The organism is Acidovorax sp. JMULE5, from assembly GCF_013376875.1.
In the GTDB taxonomy this organism is placed as follows: domain Bacteria; phylum Pseudomonadota; class Gammaproteobacteria; order Burkholderiales; family Burkholderiaceae_C; genus Acidovorax; species Acidovorax facilis.
This window is the reverse complement of the sequence record NZ_CP035951.1, coordinates 37,640-53,985: the sequence shown is the minus strand read 5'-3', so window position 1 is coordinate 53,985 and position 16,346 is coordinate 37,640. Positions and strand designations below refer to the sequence as shown.

Here is a 16,346-nt window from a genome sequence, read left to right as displayed (position 1 = left end):
ACAGGAGGCACCATGGCCAAAGGCGAACAACGCAGCAACAAGATGGCAAAGAAACCCAAGAAGGACACTTCGCTGCCCAAGGAAAGCGGCGGCTCTGACCGCCCCATGCCACCGATGACCGCCGTCATTCCGCGTGGCAAGGACAAGAACAAGTAGCCAGCACCCGCAACGCGGTGGCGCTGAAGCGCCAACACACCGATTGCTATCATAAAAATAGCTACCATCGCTTTACCAATAAGCGCTGGCAGCTATTTTTGCTTGATTCAGCACCTATCTCAGATGGGGACATCAGCTTGCGCAGCAGCAGCAGCGCTGGGGATTTCCCCCTCGCCCCTCGCGGGAGAGGGTTGGGGAGAGGGGGCCTGCACCCGCGCCGTGCCCGTTTCGCACCCCTCTCCCCGGCCCTCTCCCACAAGGGGAGAGGGAGTGAGGACCATCGGAGATAGATACCTCATCAGGTGTGTTTGCTTGAAATTCAGCCCTCGTCCTCCACGGTGGCGGTGCCCACCAGCGCCGCACGGGCCAGCCAGTCGGTGTCGGGCTCGGGGCGCCCGAAGAGGTAGCCCTGGTACACGATATCGGGTGCGCGTTGGCTCAAGAAATCCGCCTGATCGCGGGTCTCGACCCCTTCCGCCACCACGCGCAGGCCGAAGTGGCGGGCCACTGACAGGATGCCTTCCACCAGCACGCCATCGTCGGCATTGGTGGGGGCGTCGCGCACAAAGGAGCGGTCGATCTTGATCTCCTGGATCGGCAGGCGCTTGAGATAGGCCAGCGACGAATAGCCCGTGCCAAAGTCGTCCAGCGACATGTCCACCCCCAGCGCCGCCAGCTCGCCCATCTTGGCCACGGCGTCGTCAAAGTCGTCGATCACCAGGCCTTCGGTCACCTCCAGGGTGAGCAGGCGCGGGTCGGCACCGCTGGCAGCCAGCATGGCGCGCAGCTGCGGCACAAAACCCGCCTGCCGGAACTGCCGGGCACTCAGGTTGACCGACAGCCGCAGCCGCCGCTCCTGAAACAACGGCTGCGCCAGCAGCGCGCAGGCATGGGAGAGTACCCAGCCGCCCAGGCTCACGATCAGGTCCGACTCTTCCGCCACGGGGATGAACACCCCCGGCGCCACCAGGCCGTCGCGCGGATGCTGCCAGCGCACCAGCACCTCAGCCCCGGTGATCTGGCCCAACACGTCCACCTGCGACTGCAGGTACAGCCGCAGCTCGCCCGCGCCGATGGCCTGGCGCAGCTCGCGCTCCACGCGAAAGCGCTGCTCGGCCGCCTCGCCCATGCCCTGCTCGAAGAAGGCCGCCCGCCCACCACCAGCCTGCTTAGCGCGGTGCAGCGCCGTGCCTGCACGGCGCAGGGCGTCGTGCGCAACATCGTTGGCGCTTTGCGGATAGAGCGTGATGCCCACGCTCGCACTCAGCTGGGCTTGTTCAGCGTCGTTGTCTTGCAGGTGCAGCGGCCGCAGCAGCGCTGTCTGCAGCTTTTCGGCAAAGGCCAGGGCACGCCGGCCCGCCAGCGAGGCATCGGCGCCCAAGCCGTGCAGCACCACGGCAAATTCGTCGCCCGCCACACGCACCAGCAGGCCCTGGGGCGGCAGTATCTCGGACAGGCGCAGCGCCACGGCGCACAGCAGGCGGTCGCCCATCTCGCTGCCGCGTGCATCGTTGAAGGTGGTGAAGCGGTCCAGGTCCAGCAGCAGCAGTGCGTGCTGCGTGCTGGGCGGGCGGCCCGCGCGGCCCTGCAGCGCAGACAGCCGCTCCATCAGCGTGAATCGGTTGGGCAGGCTGGTGAGGCTGTCGAAATGCGCCAGGCGGTGGATCTCCTGCGCTGCGCGCTTGCGTTCGGTGACGTCCTGCTTGAGCTCTACATAGTGGCTGATGTGGCCGTCAGGCTGGCGAATGGGGGCCACCACCACGGCCTCGGCAATCTCGGCGCCGTCCTTGCGGCGATTGACCTGCTCGCCCGCCCAGCTCTCGCCGCGTGCCAGGGTGGCGCGCAGGCCGTCCCGCTGAGCAGGAGCCAGGCCATTGCTGGAATAGTCGGCCGATGCCTTGCCCACCACTTCATCGCGCTCATAACCCGTGCGGCGCAAGAAGGCGTCATTCACATACTCGATGTCTTCATTCAGATCGGTAATGACGATGCTCTCGGGGCTTTGCTCCACCGCCCGCAGCAGCTTGCGCAGTGCGGCCTCGCTGGCAGCCAAGTTGGTGGCGGTCTGCTGCGCCTCCTGCACCCGGCTCATGTAGTTGCGGCGCGACAGCAGCGTGGCCGCGGCCGTCAGCACCAGAATGCCCGCCAGGTACACCGCACCTGCCACCCGGTTGGCCACCTGCACCGGCTTGAACATGCCCTGGATGTCGGCCCAGATGAACCCCAGGAACAGCAGCGCCGTGAGCCCCACCAGTGTCAGGGTGGCCCTGGCCCCCAGCAGCCAGCCGGCCAGCACGATGATCACCGGGTAGTTGAGCAGGTTGGGGCCGTTCACACCGCCATTGCGGGCCGCCACCAGCGACACCGATACCCACACGCCCCACACCAGCAGGTGGGCCGCCTGCGTCCAGCGCTGCTGGCGCGCCAGCCACAGCGCTGAGCCCCCCACCAGGCCCGCCACCAGATTGAGCGCCACACGCGCAGGCTGCACGGGGTCGTCAAACATCAGCAGCACGCCGATGACGCCACCGAGCAGCATCACGGCCCACCCTGCCACACGCACCAGATGGCGTGTGGTGGCGTCTTCGTGGTCGGGCAGCGGAACAGCGGGGGCTTCGGCCATGGCGACGAGGGTAGCGGGAGGAAGGCCATCGTAACCGCAGCCTTAGAACCTGTTCAAGTTCTTACGGATCGGCTACCAGCAAAACGCCAGCAGCGGCGGCCACGCAACGCCGACGGCGGGCATCCTGTGCGCCCGCTGGGATGCGCCGGGAACCCGGTCAGTCCGTGCTGCCGTCGCTGCCCGGTGCAGGCTCGCGCACACCCGAGCCCTTGCCTTTGGACTTGGCGCGCGCATCCTTCTTGGCCTGGCGCTTGGCGTCTTCGGCCAGGCCCGCAGCGCGCCAGGCTTCAAACTCGGTGGGCGTCTCCAGCGTGATGCGGCCCAGGATGGCGGTGCGGAAATCCGTCATCACGATCTCGGCCGTCTTTTGCAGGTTGACCTTGCCGCCGCCCAGCATGGCACCGCGTTTGCGGCCAATGGCTTCGAGCAGTTCCTCGTCGTGCATCGTTGCCACGGCCCCATCGGGCAGGCCCAGTTTGTAGCGAGCCTCCAACAGTGGGGCGTAGTTTTTCTGCAGGCGGCGTAGCAGCTCCAGCGCCACCAGCTCCTCGTCGTACGCGTTGCGGCCCACGGCGCCGCTGGCGGCCAGGTTGTAGCCGCTTTCGGGCACCACAATGCGCGGCCACAGCATGCCGGGTGTGTCCCACAGGTAGAAGTCGTCGGCCAGGGTGATACGCTGTTCCAGCTTGGTGATGCCCGCCTCGTCGCCCGTCTTGGCCTGGCGCTTGTTGCTGAGCGTGTTGATGAGCGTGGACTTGCCCACGTTGGGCACGCCGCAGATCAGCACCCGCATGGGCTTGGCCATGCCGCCCCGGTTTGGCGACAGCAGGTGGCAGGCGTCAATCAGCTTGCGCGTGGGGGCCGGGTCGGACGCATCGAGTGGCAAGGCGCGCGTGTCGCTCTGGGCGTTGTACCAGTCCACCCACTGCGCCGTGCGCTCGGGGTCGGCCACGTCCTGCTTGTTGAGCACCTTGAGCGTGGGCTTGTGGCCCGTGATCTCCGCCAGCAGCGGGTTGGCGCTGGAGCCGGGCAGGCGGGCGTCCAGCACCTCGATCACCACGTCAATGTCCTTGATGCGTTCGGTGATGGCTTTGCGGGTCAGGTGCATGTGACCGGGGAACCACTGGATGGCCATGCGAGGTACTTTCTTGTGTTTTCAAATCAATCTGAGGGTGGCAAGGATAATCGCGGTCCCACTTGCCCTACGCCACGGCGTTGTTTGACCTTCATGCCAGCCCCTCTCGACACCCCGCGCAAAGCCACCGCCGCCAAGGCCCACAAGGAGCTGCTGTTCAAGAGCGTGACCTTGGCCCTGATTGGTCTGGTCATCCTGCTGGCGCCGTACGTCGCCCGCTCTGCCAGCGTGCGCGATCTGATGGGCCAGGCGGCCCTGGTGGGCTGGTTTGCGCTGGTGCTGGGCATTGCGTTTGGGGTGCAGTACGCCGTGCGCCGCGCCAAGTCCGGGCGCCACAAGCCGTGACTTCACTCACCATGGCAACCCCGGCCCGCGCTGTGGACGGCGCGACCGCGCAGCAGATGTTCCTGTCGCTGCAGCAATGCGCTGCAGACATGGGCATTACGCTGCGCACCCCGCCGCCCGAGCCCACCACCTGCTGTGGGCGCGGGTGCAATGGCTGCGTATGGGAGGGGTTTCTGGACGCGGCCGAATACTGGCGGCAAGAGGCGCTGCTGCAGCTGCAAGGCTGAAATTAGCGCCAAAATAGCCTCTAGCGCTTGATGGATAAGCGCAAGCAGCTATCAAATAAGGAGTTTCCTGACGCCTGCGCGCCCCATCACCCGAGCTCCTTCACCGCCATGTACTGCTCGCGCCATTCCTCAAACGGCAGCGTGTCTGCCGCCTCGATGGCTTTCTGCGCGGCAATCGATTCATCTGCCATCGCCAGGTAGCGCGCCTGCTGTTCAGGCGTCCACGGCAGGCCCAGCAACGCGTCGCGCGCAGCGATGGACTGTTGGCGGGCAAAGGATTCAAAGCTGTTGTGGTGACTCTGCACGATGCTGTCGAGCACGCGGGCCGATGGTGTGCGCTCGGGCGCAGCCATCAGCGCGCGGGCATCGCGCAGCGCGGTGCTGTAGTCGTCGGTGCCATGGGCGGCATCCAGCGAAGCGGCCAGCGGCTCGCAGGCGGCCAGCACCTCGGCACCCCATTCGGTCAGCGGCACGCTCTGGCCGTTGCGCGACAGGTGCAAACCGGGCTCGCGGCCACGCTCTGCGGTGAGGTGCTGGTTCTGCTTAAGTTCGGCAATTTCGGCCGGTGTGTCGGGAGGGCTGTCGGACAGCAGGCAGTGCAGCAGAAACACGTCCAGCAGGCGCATGGTGGGCGCGGTAATGCCCACGGGCACGAACGGGTCCAGGTCCATCAGGCGCACTTCCACGTATTCAACACCCCGTTCGCGCAGCGCGTGCAGCGGGCGCTCACCGGTGCGCACGGTGCGCTTGGGGCGGATGGTGCCGTAGAACTCATTTTCGATCTGCAGCAGGCTGGTGCCCAGCTGGTTGTAGTCGCCACCGGGGTTGCGCACGCCCACGGTTTCGTAGGCGGGGTACGGCTTGGTCAGCGCCTCATGCAGCGAGTTGGCGTAGCCCGTGAGGCCGTTGTAGCTCACGGCCAGCGTGGCCTGCGCGTCGCTCTGGTAGCCCAGGCGGCCCATGCGCAGCGACGTGGCGTGGGGCAGGTACAGCGCGCTGCCGCCCTCCATGCGCTCCAGGCGGTGCTCGCGCCCTTCCACAAAACAGGGGCACAAGGCGGGCGACGCGCCGAACAGGTAAAGCAGCACAAACGCGTGGCGGCGGAAGTTGCGGATGAGTGCGAAATACTGCTCGCTGTCCACGCCCGGCAGCGACCAGTTGTAGTGAATGCCCGAGATGGTCTGCATGCGGCGGCCATAGCGGTGGCCCAGGCCCATGCGGTACACGCTCTTGGCGCGGCCCACATTGGAGCTGCCGTAGCGGCCAATCGGAATCGTCTCGTCGGTGGGCAGGCCGCAGGGCATGCTGGAGGCCCACAGCAGCTCGCCGCCGCTGTCCTTCAGGGTGTGGTGCACGAACTGGTGCACCTCGGTCAGCTCATCCAGGCACTGCTGCACGCCCTTGTGGGCGCCGGTGATCAGCTCCAGCTGCGACTCGCTGTAATCGGTCGTGATCAGCGGGTGCGTGAGGGCAGAGCCCAGGGCCAGCGGGTGGGGCGTGAGGGCCAGGCCGCCAGTGGGCAGCACGCGCAGCCCTTCCTTTTCGATGCCGCGGCGAATCCCCCCCAGGGCGTCCGCCGGGTAGGCGGCCAGTCTCTCGTGCAGTTTGCTCATATGTATGTACCGATCCAACTTCTGTCGGCCCGGAACTTAGCACGTTGGGCGCTGGCCCGCCTCTGGGGAAATCAAGCCCTTGCGGCCAAGGCCTTTCCAACTTCGTTGGTTCCTTGGGCTGCGCCGCTTTGTGGTACTTGCTCGCCGGCACGGTCCGTCACCTGGGCCAGGTGGGCCGCCAGTTGCTCGGGCACATCGGCGCCAATGCCCAGATGAACGCCCTGCGTCAGGGTGATGTGGGCGGCCTCGAACGTGCCCGCGCCCGCACACAGGATGGTGCGCGTGGGTGCGCTTTCGTGCGCCAGTACCAGCATGGCGGGCACCACGGCCTCGGGCTTCAGGGCGTCCAGCACTTCCTGGGGCATCAGGCCCTCGGTCATGCGCGTGGCGGCCGTGGGGGCCAGGGCGTTCACGTGGATGTTGTACTTGGCGCCCTCGATGGCCAGGGTCTGCATCAGCCCCACCTGGGCCAGCTTGGCCGCGCCATAGTTGGCCTGGCCGAAGTTGCCGTACAGGCCGGTGGACGACGTGGTCATCACGATGCGGCCATATTGCTGGGCCACCATGTGCGGCCACACGGCCTTGCAGCAGTTGGCGGCGCCCATCAGGTGCACGTCCACCACCAGGCGGAAGTCGTCCATGCTCATCTTGGAAAATGACTTGTCCCGCAGGATGCCTGCGTTATTCACCAGCACATCCACCCGGCCCCAGGCATCGATGGCCTGCTGCACCATGGCCTCGACTGCGGCCAAGTCGGTGACGGATGCGCCGTTGGCCAGCGCCTCGCCGCCCGCAGCACGGATCTCATCGACCACGGCCTGCGCAGCACTCACGGTACCGCCGCTGCCGTCCACCGCGCCGCCCAGATCGTTGACCAGCACCTTGGCGCCGCGCGCTGCCAAAGCCAATGCATGCTGGCGGCCCAGGCCACCGCCTGCGCCCGTCACGATGGCCACACGGCCTTTGAAATCAATACCCATGGTGAAGGTTCTCCTGTCCTGTTGTCTTGGTTGGTCCATCAATCAGTGGAATAGAAACGCATCTCTCTAAACCGCCTCTGGCGCCCAGCCCCAATGTGCGGGCACCGCGCGCTGCACTGTAAGCCACGCGGCGCTGGCCGCCGGTTGCGCAGGCGACTGAATAAATGAAGGCAATATCCGCCTAAAGCCCTGCGTTCCCAGAGGCCCGTGCACAGCTGCGGCGCATTGGGAATAATCGGCCTCGCAGTCCCGTTCCGGGGGCTTGCTGCCGCAGCGGCACCCCATTGCTCACAATTTCATAGCTAACAGCGCTTATAAATCAAGCGCCAGCGGCCATTTTTACCAAGGATTTCCCATGAAAGCAGTCTGGAACGGCGTAGTAGTTGCCGAAAGCGACGACACCGTGGTGGTGGAGGGCAACCACTACTTCCCCGAAAGCGCACTACACCGCGACTACTTCACCTTCAGCAACCACAAGACCACCTGCGCCTGGAAGGGCCAGGCCAGCTACCTGTCGCTGCTGGTCAACGGCGAAATGAACACCGACGCCGCCTGGTTCTACGCGGACCCCAAGCCCGAAGCAGAAGAAATCAAAGGCCGCGTGGCGTTCTGGAAGGGCGTGAAGGTCACCCCCTGAACACCCCGCAGCCCACCACCTGCGGGTTATCCCTGCCAGCACTGGACAATCATGTGGATAAGTTTTGACAAGCCCTGTATGACAACGCCAAGTGCTTGATTTGTAAAGGATCACCCTGCACCGCCTCATTTTTAGGCAATGCAGGACAGCATGGCGATGGTTATCCCGTTCTGTACTGGACAATGTTGTGGATAACCCTGGATAAGCCTTGTATGGCCGCTTTAAGTGACTGATTTACAAGGAATATCCTTGTGGCGCTCAAAAAACAGGCAATTCCAAAACCCGATCCGCCCCCGCTGCCAACCCCCTCAAACGGCCCCAAGAACCCCCGGTTATCCCTTCCCGGACTGGACAATCTTGTGGATAACTCTGAACAAGCCTTGTATGACAGTTTTAAGTCATTGATTTACAAGGAAACTTCTTATGCCGCCTAAAAAACAGGCAGTGCAACCTGGACAAAGCATCTGGGGTACAGTCCCCGTCGGCATTCTTCGAAGTGCTCCCTATTTCATAGCTACTAGCGCTTACCAGATAAGCGCTAGAGGCTAAAAATACCAAAATACTCAGTGACCACAGCCCCCCTCCAGCACAGCCCCGCCGCCGAACGCAACCAGGGCCCCATCCTGGCGAAGCTGCAGGCCCTGTTGCCACCTACCGGCGCCGCGCTGGAGATTGCCAGCGGCACCGGCCAGCACGCCGCGCACTTTGCAAGCGCCCTGCCCGGCTGGACCTGGCAGCCCACAGACCTGCACAACACCCACTTCGCATCGATCACCGCCTGGGCCGAGCAGGCCAGTGCCCGCAACGTGCGGGCGCCACAGCGGCTGGACGTGCTGCATGACCGCTGGCCCAGCGAAGGCCCGGCGTTCGGCGCCGCGTCGTTCGACCTGGTCTACTGCGCCAACATGCTGCACATCGCGCCCTGGGCCTGCTGCACGGGGCTGATGCAAGGCGCCGCCCGCCACCTGACGCCGGGCGGCCACCTCGTCACCTACGGCCCGTACCTGGAAGATGGCGTGCCCACCGCGCCTGGCAACCTGTCTTTCGACGCCAGCCTGCGCGCACAAGACGGCGACTGGGGCATCCGCCGCATCGAAGACGTGGCCGCCGTCGCCGCCCAGGCCGACCTGCAACTGGCCGCACGGCATGCGATGCCCGCCAACAACCTGCTGCTGGTTTGGACACACGCCTCCCGCAACGCTTGAAGAAACGCACCCCATGAACACACCCACCGCAGCCCCCTTTTTCATCGCCAAGGTCGAGCCCGACGGCCAGCAATGCGACGCCTGGCCCGAGCAGCCCCTGCTGTTGTCGCTGGAGCAAGGCGGCATCGACTGGCCCAGCTCCTGCCGCAACGGCACCTGCCGCACCTGCCTCGGCATGCTGATCGAAGGCGAAGTGCGTTATGCCATCGAGTGGCCCGGCCTGTCTGCCGAAGAAAAGGCCGAGGGCTGCGTGCTGCCCTGCGTGGCCTACCCGGCAAGCGACGTGCGGTTGCAAGCGCAAAGCATCTGACGTTGGCTGAAGGGGCCTGCCCCCTGCCCCGGCCCGCCCCCCCGAATGGCGCTTTCCTGCTTGCCATGCCCGGCAGTAGTCACCCAGAATCTGCGGCACATACATTGAAGACTTACGCCAATCGGGATGCAGCAACCGGCTTTGCCGTGGGCGTGTCGCTTGCCTGAGCACTGTTTGCGTCAGTCATGATTGGTTGCAGAGCGAGGGGGGACTTCATGAACGCATTTGCCACACCGGTCGCAGTAGCCACGAATCCACCGCGCGCCGCCTACCGTCCCCCCACCCGCGAGGACATCCTGACCCAGTGCATCGCCGCGGACGCGCAATGGGCCGAAAAGCCCGGCCGCAACCTGGTGCTGCTGTTCGACGGCACCGGCAACATTCTGGGCAACCAGCAGGACACCAACGTGGTCAAACTGCTGCGCATGCTCGGCAAGGGCCACGACCCATCGGGCAAGGAGCCCACCCAGCTCGTTTACTACGACCCCGGCGTGGGCACGACCAACGAGTTCCCGGCGGACGGGATCGTGTCCGAGGCCAAGAACCAGCTGCGGCAACTGGCAGGGCTGGCACTGGGCAACGGCGTGTTCCCCAACATCGCAGAGGCCTACCGGTTCCTCGTCAATACCTACCAGCGGGGCGACCGCATCTACCTGTTCGGTTTCTCGCGCGGCGCATTCACGGCGCGGTCGGTGGCCGGGATGATCAACATGTACGGCCTGATCCACACCGAGGGGCTGCCGCTCATCGAAACGCTGGTGCGCACCTACTTTGCGCCGCGCGGCCACAAAAACCAGGCCGGCACCAAAGACCGGGAGAAATTTGCGGAGGACGTGATCAACAACTTCTCGCTGGGCCGCACGCCGCTGGTGCACTTCGTGGGCGTGTGGGACACGGTGGAGGCCATCGGCCTGGGCGGACTGGGCAGCATCAAGATCAGCAACTCCACCGACTTCGACCGCAAGCGCTTTGCCCACGTGCGCCATGCCATGTCGCTGTATGAATCGCGCAGCAAGTACACGCCCCGCCGCTACGAAGACCCGCACTTCACCGCCGAGGAGCAGCCCTGGCGCAGCTACGACCAGCGCTGGTTCCGCGGCGTGCACAGCGACGTGGGCGGCTCGTACGCGCGCGACGGGCTGTCCAACATCACGCTGGCCTGGATGGTGGACGAAGCCGCTGCCCACGGCTTGCGGGTGGACAAGAGCCGGCTGCAGCCCGGCGACCCGCTCACCGCCATGCACGACCAGGCGTATGACTGCCCCTACTGGGTCTGGACCGGCCTGAATGCCCGTGGCCGTGAGACCAGCGACTTCATCGACCCCACGGCCCGCCGGGTGGACGGCGCCGTGCCCGCCAGCACCGTGCCGCGCACGCAACCCTGGCGCTGGATGGGCATAGCGCTGGCAGCCGCCACGGCCGTGCTGTACGCCATCACCACCCTCGCTGGCTACCGCGCCTGCGACCTGGATACCGCGCCGTTGTGGCTGCAGATCCTGCCCACGGGCTTTCAGCTGTCGGCCCACTGGCATGCCAGCTGGGAGGTGATGTGCAACGCCGAGGGCGTGCGCCGCGCCATCGCCTTGGACTGGGCCCTGCTCGCCTGCTACACCCTGTGGCTGGCCTACCCGGTGGCGTGGGCCGTGCGGCGGCTGGTCGCGCGGGCCGTGCCGCCGGGCCGGGCCCTGGGTGGCCTTTCACGCCATGCACACTGGGCGATGGGCACGCTCGTGGTGTCGGACCTCGTGGAAAACTTTGCCACGCTGCACATGCACCTCGCCCACTGGCCCACAGTGCTGACGGTGGCCAGCGGCATCAAGATGCTGTCCCTGATGCTGCTGACCGGCTTGATCGTGGCCGGCGCGCTGGCCGGGCATGACGGCGGCCGCTCGACTGCGTGATCCGCTTTGGCCGCGCCCCAAGTGAACTAAAATCTCGGCTTTTGGGGCGCAGAGCGCTCCCGCACCGTGCGGCCAGCCCCGCACTGCCCGCTCTTTGGAATCGACCCGCCCGGGTCGTGGCCGGACAGCGTGCGGTGCGCGCCACCCGCGCGGCCCACCGAAAGCCCGCCCTTCCATGACTTCCCCCCTCACCCCCGTGCCGATCTCCCCCGTCGAGGACATCGTGGCCGAGATGCGCGCCGGGCGCATCGTCATCCTGGTGGATGAAGAAGACCGCGAAAACGAAGGCGACCTCGTCCTGGCCGCCGACCACGTGACGCCCGAGGCCATCAACTTCATGGCCCGCTTCGGCCGGGGCCTGATCTGCCTGACATTGAGCCGTGAGCGCTGCGAGTTCCTCAAGCTGCCCCCCATGGCCGCGCGCAATGGCACGGTGTACAGCACGGCGTTCACCGTCTCCATCGAGGCGGCCGAGGGTGTGACCACCGGCATCTCGGCGGCCGACCGTGCCCGCACCGTGCAGGTGGCGGTGGACCGCAACTCCAAACCCGCCGATCTGGTGCAGCCTGGCCACATCTTCCCGCTGCAGGCGGTGGACGGTGGCGTGCTCATGCGCGCAGGCCATACCGAAGCCGGCTGCGACCTGGCCGCCATGGCAGGCTGCAGCCCCGCATCGGTGATCTGCGAGATCATGAAGGACGACGGCACCATGGCCCGCCTGCCCGACCTGCAGCTGTTTGCGGCTGAGCACGGCCTGAAGATCGGCACCATTGCCGACCTCATCGAATACCGCAGTCGCAACGAGTCGCTGGTCGAAAAGGTCGGCACGCGCACGCTGCAGACCGCCTACGGCGAATTTACCGCCCACGCCTTCCGCGACAAACCCAGCCAGGCCGTGCACCTGGCGCTGGTCAAGGGCCAGTGGAGCGCCGACGACGTGGTACCTGTGCGCGTGCACGAGCCCCTGTCGGTGTTCGACGCGCTCGAAATCAACCGCTCCATGCACTCGTGGGGCCTCGATACCAGCCTGCAATACCTCGTCAAGCAAGGCAAGGGCGTGGCCGTGCTGCTCAACTGCGGTGAAAGCGCCGCCCAGCTGCTGGCCCAGTTTGAAGGCACCGCCCGCGCGGCGCAGGCCCCCGAACGCGGCCGCATGGACCTGCGCACCTATGGCGTGGGCGCGCAGATCCTGCGCGAATGTGGCGTGCACAAGATGGCCCTGATGGGCCAGCCGCGCCGCATGCCCAGCATGGCGGGCTATGGCCTCGAAATCACCGGCTTCATCCCCAAGGAATAAAGAACATGTTTGGCGCAGACAAAGGAACAGCGGACAAGCTGGACGGCAAGAAACTGCACATCGGTATCGTGCAGGCCCGCTTCAACGAGAGCATCACCAACACGCTGGCGGCCGCCTGCCGCGCCGAGCTGCTGGCGCTGGGCGTGCAAGAGAAAAACATCAAGCATGTGCTGGTGCCCGGCGCGCTGGAGGTGCCCGTGGCCTTGCAGGCCATGGCCGAAAGCGATGAATTCGACGCGCTGATTGCGCTGGGCTGCATCATCCGTGGCGAGACCTATCACTTCGAACTGGTGGCCAACGAATCCGGCGCGGGCGTCACGCGCCTGTCGCTGGACTACCAGATCCCGATTGCCAACGCCATCATCACCACCGAAAACGTCGAGCAGGCCATCGCCCGCCAGACCGAAAAAGGCACCGATGCCGCCCGCGTTGCGGTGGAAATGGCCAACCTGCTGGACGAGCTGTCATGAGCGAAAACACCCCCACGCCGTCCTCGGCACGCCCGCCCAAGCAGGCCCGCACCGGGCTCAAGAGCACGGGCACGCGCAAGGCAGCCTCCAAGTCCAACCGCAGCCGCGCGCGCGAATTCGCGCTACAGGCGCTGTACCAGCACCTGGTGGGCGGGAACGATGCGCACGCCATCGACGCGTTCACCCGCGACCTGGCGGGCTTTCACAAGGCCGATTCGGTGCACTACGACGCACTGCTGCACGGCTGCATCAACACCGCCGCCGACCTGGACGCGCTGATCACCCCGCTGCTGGACCGCAAGATGGCCGAGATCTCGCCCATCGAGCATGCAGTGATGTGGATCGGCGTGTACGAGTTTCAGCACTGCCTGGACGTGCCATGGCGTGTGGTGCTCAACGAGTGCATTGAGCTTGCCAAAGAGTTTGGCGGCACCGACGGCCACAAGTACGTGAACGCCGTGCTCAACGGCCTGGCCCCCAAGCTGCGTGCGCTGGAAGTGGCGGCCGACAAGGCTCCGGGCGCAATGCCTGGCGCGCCCGTCGACGAAGCCTGAGCGCACCCCGCCGAAAGGCTCCCGCGCGTGCAACCCACTGCCACGCACGGGGCCTTCTTTCTTGAGTTTCCGAGCAACACCCGACCCGCACGGGCAGGACACCTTCCCATGAAGTTTTCCACGCGCGCTGAGCGCATCGAACCGTTCTATGTGATGGAGGTCGCCAAGGCCGCGCAGGCCCTGGCCCGCGAGGTGGTGGGCACGCGCGAGCCGATGATCTTCCTGAACATCGGCGAGCCGGACTTCACCGCGCCGCCCCTGGTGCAAGAGGCCGCAGCCCGCGCCGTGCACAGCGGCGCCACGCAGTACACCAATGCGCTGGGCCTGGACGCCTTGCGCGAACGCATCAGCGGCTGGTACCAGAGCCGCTTTGGCGTCAATGTGCCTGCACGCCGCATCGTCGTCACGGCCGGTGCTTCGGCCGCGCTGCAGCTGGCGTGCCTGGCGCTCATCGAGTCGGGCGACGAGATCCTGATGCCCGACCCGAGCTACCCCTGCAACCGCCACTTCGTGAGCGCCGCAGAAGGCAAGGCCGTGCTGCTGCCCACCACGGCGGCCGAGCGCTACCAGTTGAGCGCCGATAAGGTGCGCGCCGCCTGGGGCGAGAAGACGCGGGGGGTGTTGCTGGCATCGCCATCCAACCCCACGGGTACTTCGATTGCGCCCGATGAGCTGCGCCGCATCCACGACGTGGTGCGTGCGCACGACGGCATCACGATGATCGACGAGATCTACCTGGGCCTGTCGTACGAGGAAGAGTTTGGCCACACCGCACTGGCCATCGACGACAACATCATCAGCATCAACAGCTTCAGCAAATACTTCAACATGACCGGCTGGCGCCTGGGCTGGATGGTAGTGCCCGAAGCCATGGTGCCGGTGGTCGAGCGCCTGGCGCAGAACCTGTTCATCTGTGCCAGCACCGTGTCGCAACACGCGGCGCTGGCCTGCTTCGAGGCAGAGAGCATTGCTGAATACGAACGCCGCCGCGCCGAGTTCAAGGCCCGGCGGGACTTCTTTATCCCCGCCCTGCAGTCCATGGGCCTTTCGGTGCCGGTGATGCCCGACGGCGCCTTCTACGCCTGGGCGGACTGCACGCAGGCCGCCGAGCGCCTGGGTGTCAGCGGCAGCTGGGACTTTGCTTTTGAGCTGATGCGCCGTGCGCACATCGCCGTGACGCCAGGGCGTGACTTCGGCACGGCCGAGCCAGAACGTTTTGTGCGCTTTTCCACCGCCAACTCCATGGCGCAACTCCAAGAGTCTGTGGCGCGGCTGCGCAGCGTGCTGGGGTAACGCGCGATGGCATTCGAGTTTCCCATCCGCGTGTATTGGGAGGACACCGATGCCGGCGGCATCGTGTTCTATGCCAACTACCTCAAGTTCTTCGAGCGCGCTCGCACCGAATGGCTGCGGTCGCTGGGCGTGGGTCAGCAGCGATTGCGGGAACAAACCGGGGGCATGTTTGTCGTAACCGATGCCCAGCTTCGCTACCACCGGCCTGCACGGCTGGACGATGAACTGATTGTTACCGCCGCCCTGCAGGCCTCGGGCCGCGCATCATTGACAATAGTGCAGCGCGCGCTCCTGAAACCAGAGCAGATGACCGAACAAGCCCCTTTGTTGCTGAGCGAAGGCACCATCCGCATCGGATGGGTTGATGCTGCCACCATGCGCCCCGCAAGAATTCCGAACACCCTGCTGGAACAACTCTCACCATGAACTCCCAAGACATGTCCATCATCACCCTGGTGCTGCACGCCAGCTGGGTGGTGCAACTCGTGATGCTGCTGTTGCTGGGCGTCTCCGTCGCCAGTTGGGCAGCCATCTTCCGCAAGCTGTTTTCGCTCAAGCGCGTGAAAGCGCTCAATGAGGATTTCGAGCGCGAGTTCTGGTCGGGCACCAGCCTGAACGACCTGTACGCCAGCGCCGCACAAAACGCCAAGCAGGCGGGGCCCATGGAACGTATTTTTGCCAGCGGCATGCGTGAATACCAGAAGCTGCGCGAGCGCCGCATCGTGGACCCCGGCACCCTGCTTGACGGCGCTCGCCGCGCCATGCGTGCGAGCTTCCAGCGCGAGATGGACGTGGTCGAATCGAGCCTGTCATTCCTGGCGTCGGTCGGCTCCGTGTCGCCGTACGTAGGCCTGTTTGGCACCGTGTGGGGCATCATGCATGCGTTCACCGGCTTTGCGGGCATGGAACAGGTCACGCTGGCCACCGTGGCGCCTGGCATTGCCGAAGCCCTGGTGGCCACCGCCATTGGCCTGTTTGCCGCCATCCCCGCTGTGATCGCCTACAACCGCTTTGCCCGCGACATCGACCGTGTGGCCACGCACCAGGAGACCTTCATCGAAGAGTTCTCCAACATCCTGCAGCGCAACCTGGGCGCCCAGCCCGCACCCGCAGGCCATACGGCCTCGGGCCACTGAGCACGGAGGCCCACATGCCCGCCATGGCATCCCGCGGTCGAGGCCGCCGCACCATCAACGAGATCAACATGGTCCCGTTCATCGACGTCATGCTGGTGCTGCTCATCATCTTCATGGTGACGGCGCCCATGCTGACGCCGGGCGTTGTTGATGTGCCCAGCGTGGGCAAAGGCAAGAACATGCCCAAGGTGGTGGCCCAGGTCATCGTCAACAAGGACGGCACGCTGCAGTTCAAGACGCCCGAAGCCACACGCAGTCTGAACCAGCGCGAGATCGGCGACGCGGCCAGCCGCTGGCAGAAGGCCCAGGGTGCTGACAGCGCCAGTGCCGTGGTCATCAGCGCCGACAAGGGCGTGCAGTACGAAAACGTGGTGAAAGCCATGGATGCCTTGCAAAAGGCGGGCGTGCAACGTGTGGGTCTTTCCGTCAAACAGGGTGGTTGAACCGAACGCACGCCCGCCGCT

18 protein-coding genes are annotated in these 16,346 nt (G+C 65.6%); 14 read left to right on the top strand and 4 right to left on the bottom strand.

Annotated elements, in window-relative coordinates; translation table 11 throughout:
* The first annotated feature begins 12 nt into the window (after positions 1–12).
* Positions 13–156, top strand: a complete 144-nt coding sequence (locus EXV95_RS00265) for a hypothetical protein (RefSeq protein ID WP_176885364.1) — start codon at positions 13–15, stop codon at positions 154–156.
* Between the two features lie 319 nt (positions 157–475).
* Here the strand turns inward: EXV95_RS00265 and EXV95_RS00260 are convergent, their stop codons facing one another.
* Entirely contained in the window at positions 476–2,779 is a 2,304-nt protein-coding gene (locus EXV95_RS00260) for a bifunctional diguanylate cyclase/phosphodiesterase (protein WP_176885363.1), read from the bottom strand.
* 157 nt (positions 2,780–2,936) lie between these two features.
* On the bottom strand, positions 2,937–3,914 hold the full coding sequence (ylqF, locus tag EXV95_RS00255; RefSeq protein WP_176885362.1) for a ribosome biogenesis GTPase YlqF: 978 nt from the start codon (positions 3,912–3,914) through the stop codon (positions 2,937–2,939).
* 93 nt (positions 3,915–4,007) lie between these two features.
* Here ylqF and EXV95_RS00250 point away from each other — a divergent pair, with 93 nt between their 5' ends.
* Positions 4,008–4,259 carry a hypothetical protein gene (locus EXV95_RS00250; RefSeq protein WP_176885361.1) on the top strand — a complete coding sequence of 84 codons (252 nt, stop codon included), beginning with the start codon at positions 4,008–4,010 and terminating at the stop codon, positions 4,257–4,259.
* Positions 4,260–4,270: 11 nt separating this feature from the next.
* Positions 4,271–4,486, top strand: coding sequence for an oxidoreductase-like domain-containing protein (locus tag EXV95_RS00245; RefSeq protein WP_176888888.1), 216 nt, complete (start codon positions 4,271–4,273; stop codon positions 4,484–4,486).
* A gap of 86 nt (positions 4,487–4,572) precedes the next feature.
* Here EXV95_RS00245 and gshA read toward each other — a convergent pair whose 3' ends face one another.
* The gene (gene gshA / locus EXV95_RS00240; RefSeq protein ID WP_176885360.1) at positions 4,573–6,099 is read right to left on the bottom strand and encodes a glutamate--cysteine ligase; all 1,527 of its coding nucleotides are present in this window, start codon (positions 6,097–6,099) and stop codon (positions 4,573–4,575) included.
* Between the two features lie 71 nt (positions 6,100–6,170).
* Positions 6,171–7,079, bottom strand: a complete 909-nt coding sequence (locus EXV95_RS00235) for an SDR family oxidoreductase (RefSeq protein ID WP_176885359.1) — start codon at positions 7,077–7,079, stop codon at positions 6,171–6,173.
* Between the two features lie 355 nt (positions 7,080–7,434).
* Here EXV95_RS00235 and EXV95_RS00230 point away from each other — a divergent pair, with 355 nt between their 5' ends.
* The 11 genes from EXV95_RS00230 to EXV95_RS00180 all read left to right on the top strand — a co-directional run bounded on the left by EXV95_RS00230 (position 7,435) and on the right by EXV95_RS00180 (position 16,325).
* Positions 7,435–7,716: a DUF427 domain-containing protein gene (locus EXV95_RS00230; protein ID WP_055398894.1), complete on the top strand. Its 282-nt coding sequence runs from the start codon at positions 7,435–7,437 to the stop codon at positions 7,714–7,716.
* 566 nt (positions 7,717–8,282) lie between these two features.
* A complete protein-coding gene (locus EXV95_RS00225) occupies positions 8,283–8,921 on the top strand; it encodes a DUF938 domain-containing protein (RefSeq protein WP_176885358.1) in 639 nt (212 codons plus the stop codon).
* Between the two features lie 13 nt (positions 8,922–8,934).
* A complete protein-coding gene (locus tag EXV95_RS00220) occupies positions 8,935–9,231 on the top strand; it encodes a 2Fe-2S iron-sulfur cluster binding domain-containing protein (RefSeq protein WP_055398898.1) in 297 nt (98 codons plus the stop codon).
* 215 nt (positions 9,232–9,446) lie between these two features.
* Positions 9,447–11,132, top strand: coding sequence for a DUF2235 domain-containing protein (locus EXV95_RS00215; RefSeq protein WP_176885357.1), 1,686 nt, complete (start codon positions 9,447–9,449; stop codon positions 11,130–11,132).
* A gap of 175 nt (positions 11,133–11,307) precedes the next feature.
* On the top strand, positions 11,308–12,429 hold the full coding sequence (gene ribBA / locus EXV95_RS00210; protein ID WP_176885356.1) for a bifunctional 3,4-dihydroxy-2-butanone-4-phosphate synthase/GTP cyclohydrolase II: 1,122 nt from the start codon (positions 11,308–11,310) through the stop codon (positions 12,427–12,429).
* Positions 12,430–12,434: 5 nt separating this feature from the next.
* Positions 12,435–12,899, top strand: coding sequence for a 6,7-dimethyl-8-ribityllumazine synthase (ribH, locus tag EXV95_RS00205; protein ID WP_121419471.1), 465 nt, complete (start codon positions 12,435–12,437; stop codon positions 12,897–12,899).
* Entirely contained in the window at positions 12,896–13,453 is a 558-nt protein-coding gene (gene nusB, locus EXV95_RS00200) for a transcription antitermination factor NusB (RefSeq protein WP_176885355.1), read from the top strand. Before ribH ends, nusB begins: the two co-directional genes overlap by 4 nt.
* A 108-nt stretch (positions 13,454–13,561) precedes the next feature.
* Complete coding sequence (locus EXV95_RS00195; protein WP_176885354.1) at positions 13,562–14,746, top strand: pyridoxal phosphate-dependent aminotransferase; 1,185 nt, start codon at positions 13,562–13,564, stop codon at positions 14,744–14,746.
* 6 nt (positions 14,747–14,752) lie between these two features.
* Positions 14,753–15,172 carry a tol-pal system-associated acyl-CoA thioesterase gene (gene ybgC, locus EXV95_RS00190; protein ID WP_121419468.1) on the top strand — a complete coding sequence of 140 codons (420 nt, stop codon included), beginning with the start codon at positions 14,753–14,755 and terminating at the stop codon, positions 15,170–15,172.
* Complete coding sequence (gene tolQ / locus EXV95_RS00185; RefSeq protein WP_055398908.1) at positions 15,169–15,882, top strand: protein TolQ; 714 nt, start codon at positions 15,169–15,171, stop codon at positions 15,880–15,882. Before ybgC ends, tolQ begins: the two co-directional genes overlap by 4 nt.
* 14 nt (positions 15,883–15,896) lie before the next feature.
* Positions 15,897–16,325 carry an ExbD/TolR family protein gene (locus EXV95_RS00180; protein ID WP_055398910.1) on the top strand — a complete coding sequence of 143 codons (429 nt, stop codon included), beginning with the start codon at positions 15,897–15,899 and terminating at the stop codon, positions 16,323–16,325.
* The last annotated feature ends 21 nt before the right edge of the window (positions 16,326–16,346 follow it).

What these genes read in the sequence shown, in the direction of transcription:
- ribBA (WP_176885356.1), top strand. Translation starts at nt 11,308, where the DNA reads ATGACTTCCCCCCTCACCCCCGTGCCGATCTCCCCCGTCGAGGACATC.
- ylqF (WP_176885362.1), bottom strand. Translation starts at nt 3,914, where the DNA reads ATGGCCATCCAGTGGTTCCCCGGTCACATGCACCTGACCCGCAAAGCC.
- nusB (WP_176885355.1), top strand. Translation starts at nt 12,896, where the DNA reads ATGAGCGAAAACACCCCCACGCCGTCCTCGGCACGCCCGCCCAAGCAG.
- EXV95_RS00235 (WP_176885359.1), bottom strand. Translation starts at nt 7,079, where the DNA reads ATGGGTATTGATTTCAAAGGCCGTGTGGCCATCGTGACGGGCGCAGGC.
- EXV95_RS00215 (WP_176885357.1), top strand. Translation starts at nt 9,447, where the DNA reads ATGAACGCATTTGCCACACCGGTCGCAGTAGCCACGAATCCACCGCGC.
- EXV95_RS00230 (WP_055398894.1), top strand. Translation starts at nt 7,435, where the DNA reads ATGAAAGCAGTCTGGAACGGCGTAGTAGTTGCCGAAAGCGACGACACC.
- EXV95_RS00195 (WP_176885354.1), top strand. Translation starts at nt 13,562, where the DNA reads ATGAAGTTTTCCACGCGCGCTGAGCGCATCGAACCGTTCTATGTGATG.
- tolQ (WP_055398908.1), top strand. Translation starts at nt 15,169, where the DNA reads ATGAACTCCCAAGACATGTCCATCATCACCCTGGTGCTGCACGCCAGC.
- gshA (WP_176885360.1), bottom strand. Translation starts at nt 6,099, where the DNA reads ATGAGCAAACTGCACGAGAGACTGGCCGCCTACCCGGCGGACGCCCTG.
- EXV95_RS00265 (WP_176885364.1), top strand. Translation starts at nt 13, where the DNA reads ATGGCCAAAGGCGAACAACGCAGCAACAAGATGGCAAAGAAACCCAAG.
- ybgC (WP_121419468.1), top strand. Translation starts at nt 14,753, where the DNA reads ATGGCATTCGAGTTTCCCATCCGCGTGTATTGGGAGGACACCGATGCC.
- EXV95_RS00260 (WP_176885363.1), bottom strand. Translation starts at nt 2,779, where the DNA reads ATGGCCGAAGCCCCCGCTGTTCCGCTGCCCGACCACGAAGACGCCACC.
- EXV95_RS00180 (WP_055398910.1), top strand. Translation starts at nt 15,897, where the DNA reads ATGCCCGCCATGGCATCCCGCGGTCGAGGCCGCCGCACCATCAACGAG.
- EXV95_RS00220 (WP_055398898.1), top strand. Translation starts at nt 8,935, where the DNA reads ATGAACACACCCACCGCAGCCCCCTTTTTCATCGCCAAGGTCGAGCCC.
- EXV95_RS00250 (WP_176885361.1), top strand. Translation starts at nt 4,008, where the DNA reads ATGCCAGCCCCTCTCGACACCCCGCGCAAAGCCACCGCCGCCAAGGCC.
- EXV95_RS00245 (WP_176888888.1), top strand. Translation starts at nt 4,271, where the DNA reads ATGGCAACCCCGGCCCGCGCTGTGGACGGCGCGACCGCGCAGCAGATG.
- ribH (WP_121419471.1), top strand. Translation starts at nt 12,435, where the DNA reads ATGTTTGGCGCAGACAAAGGAACAGCGGACAAGCTGGACGGCAAGAAA.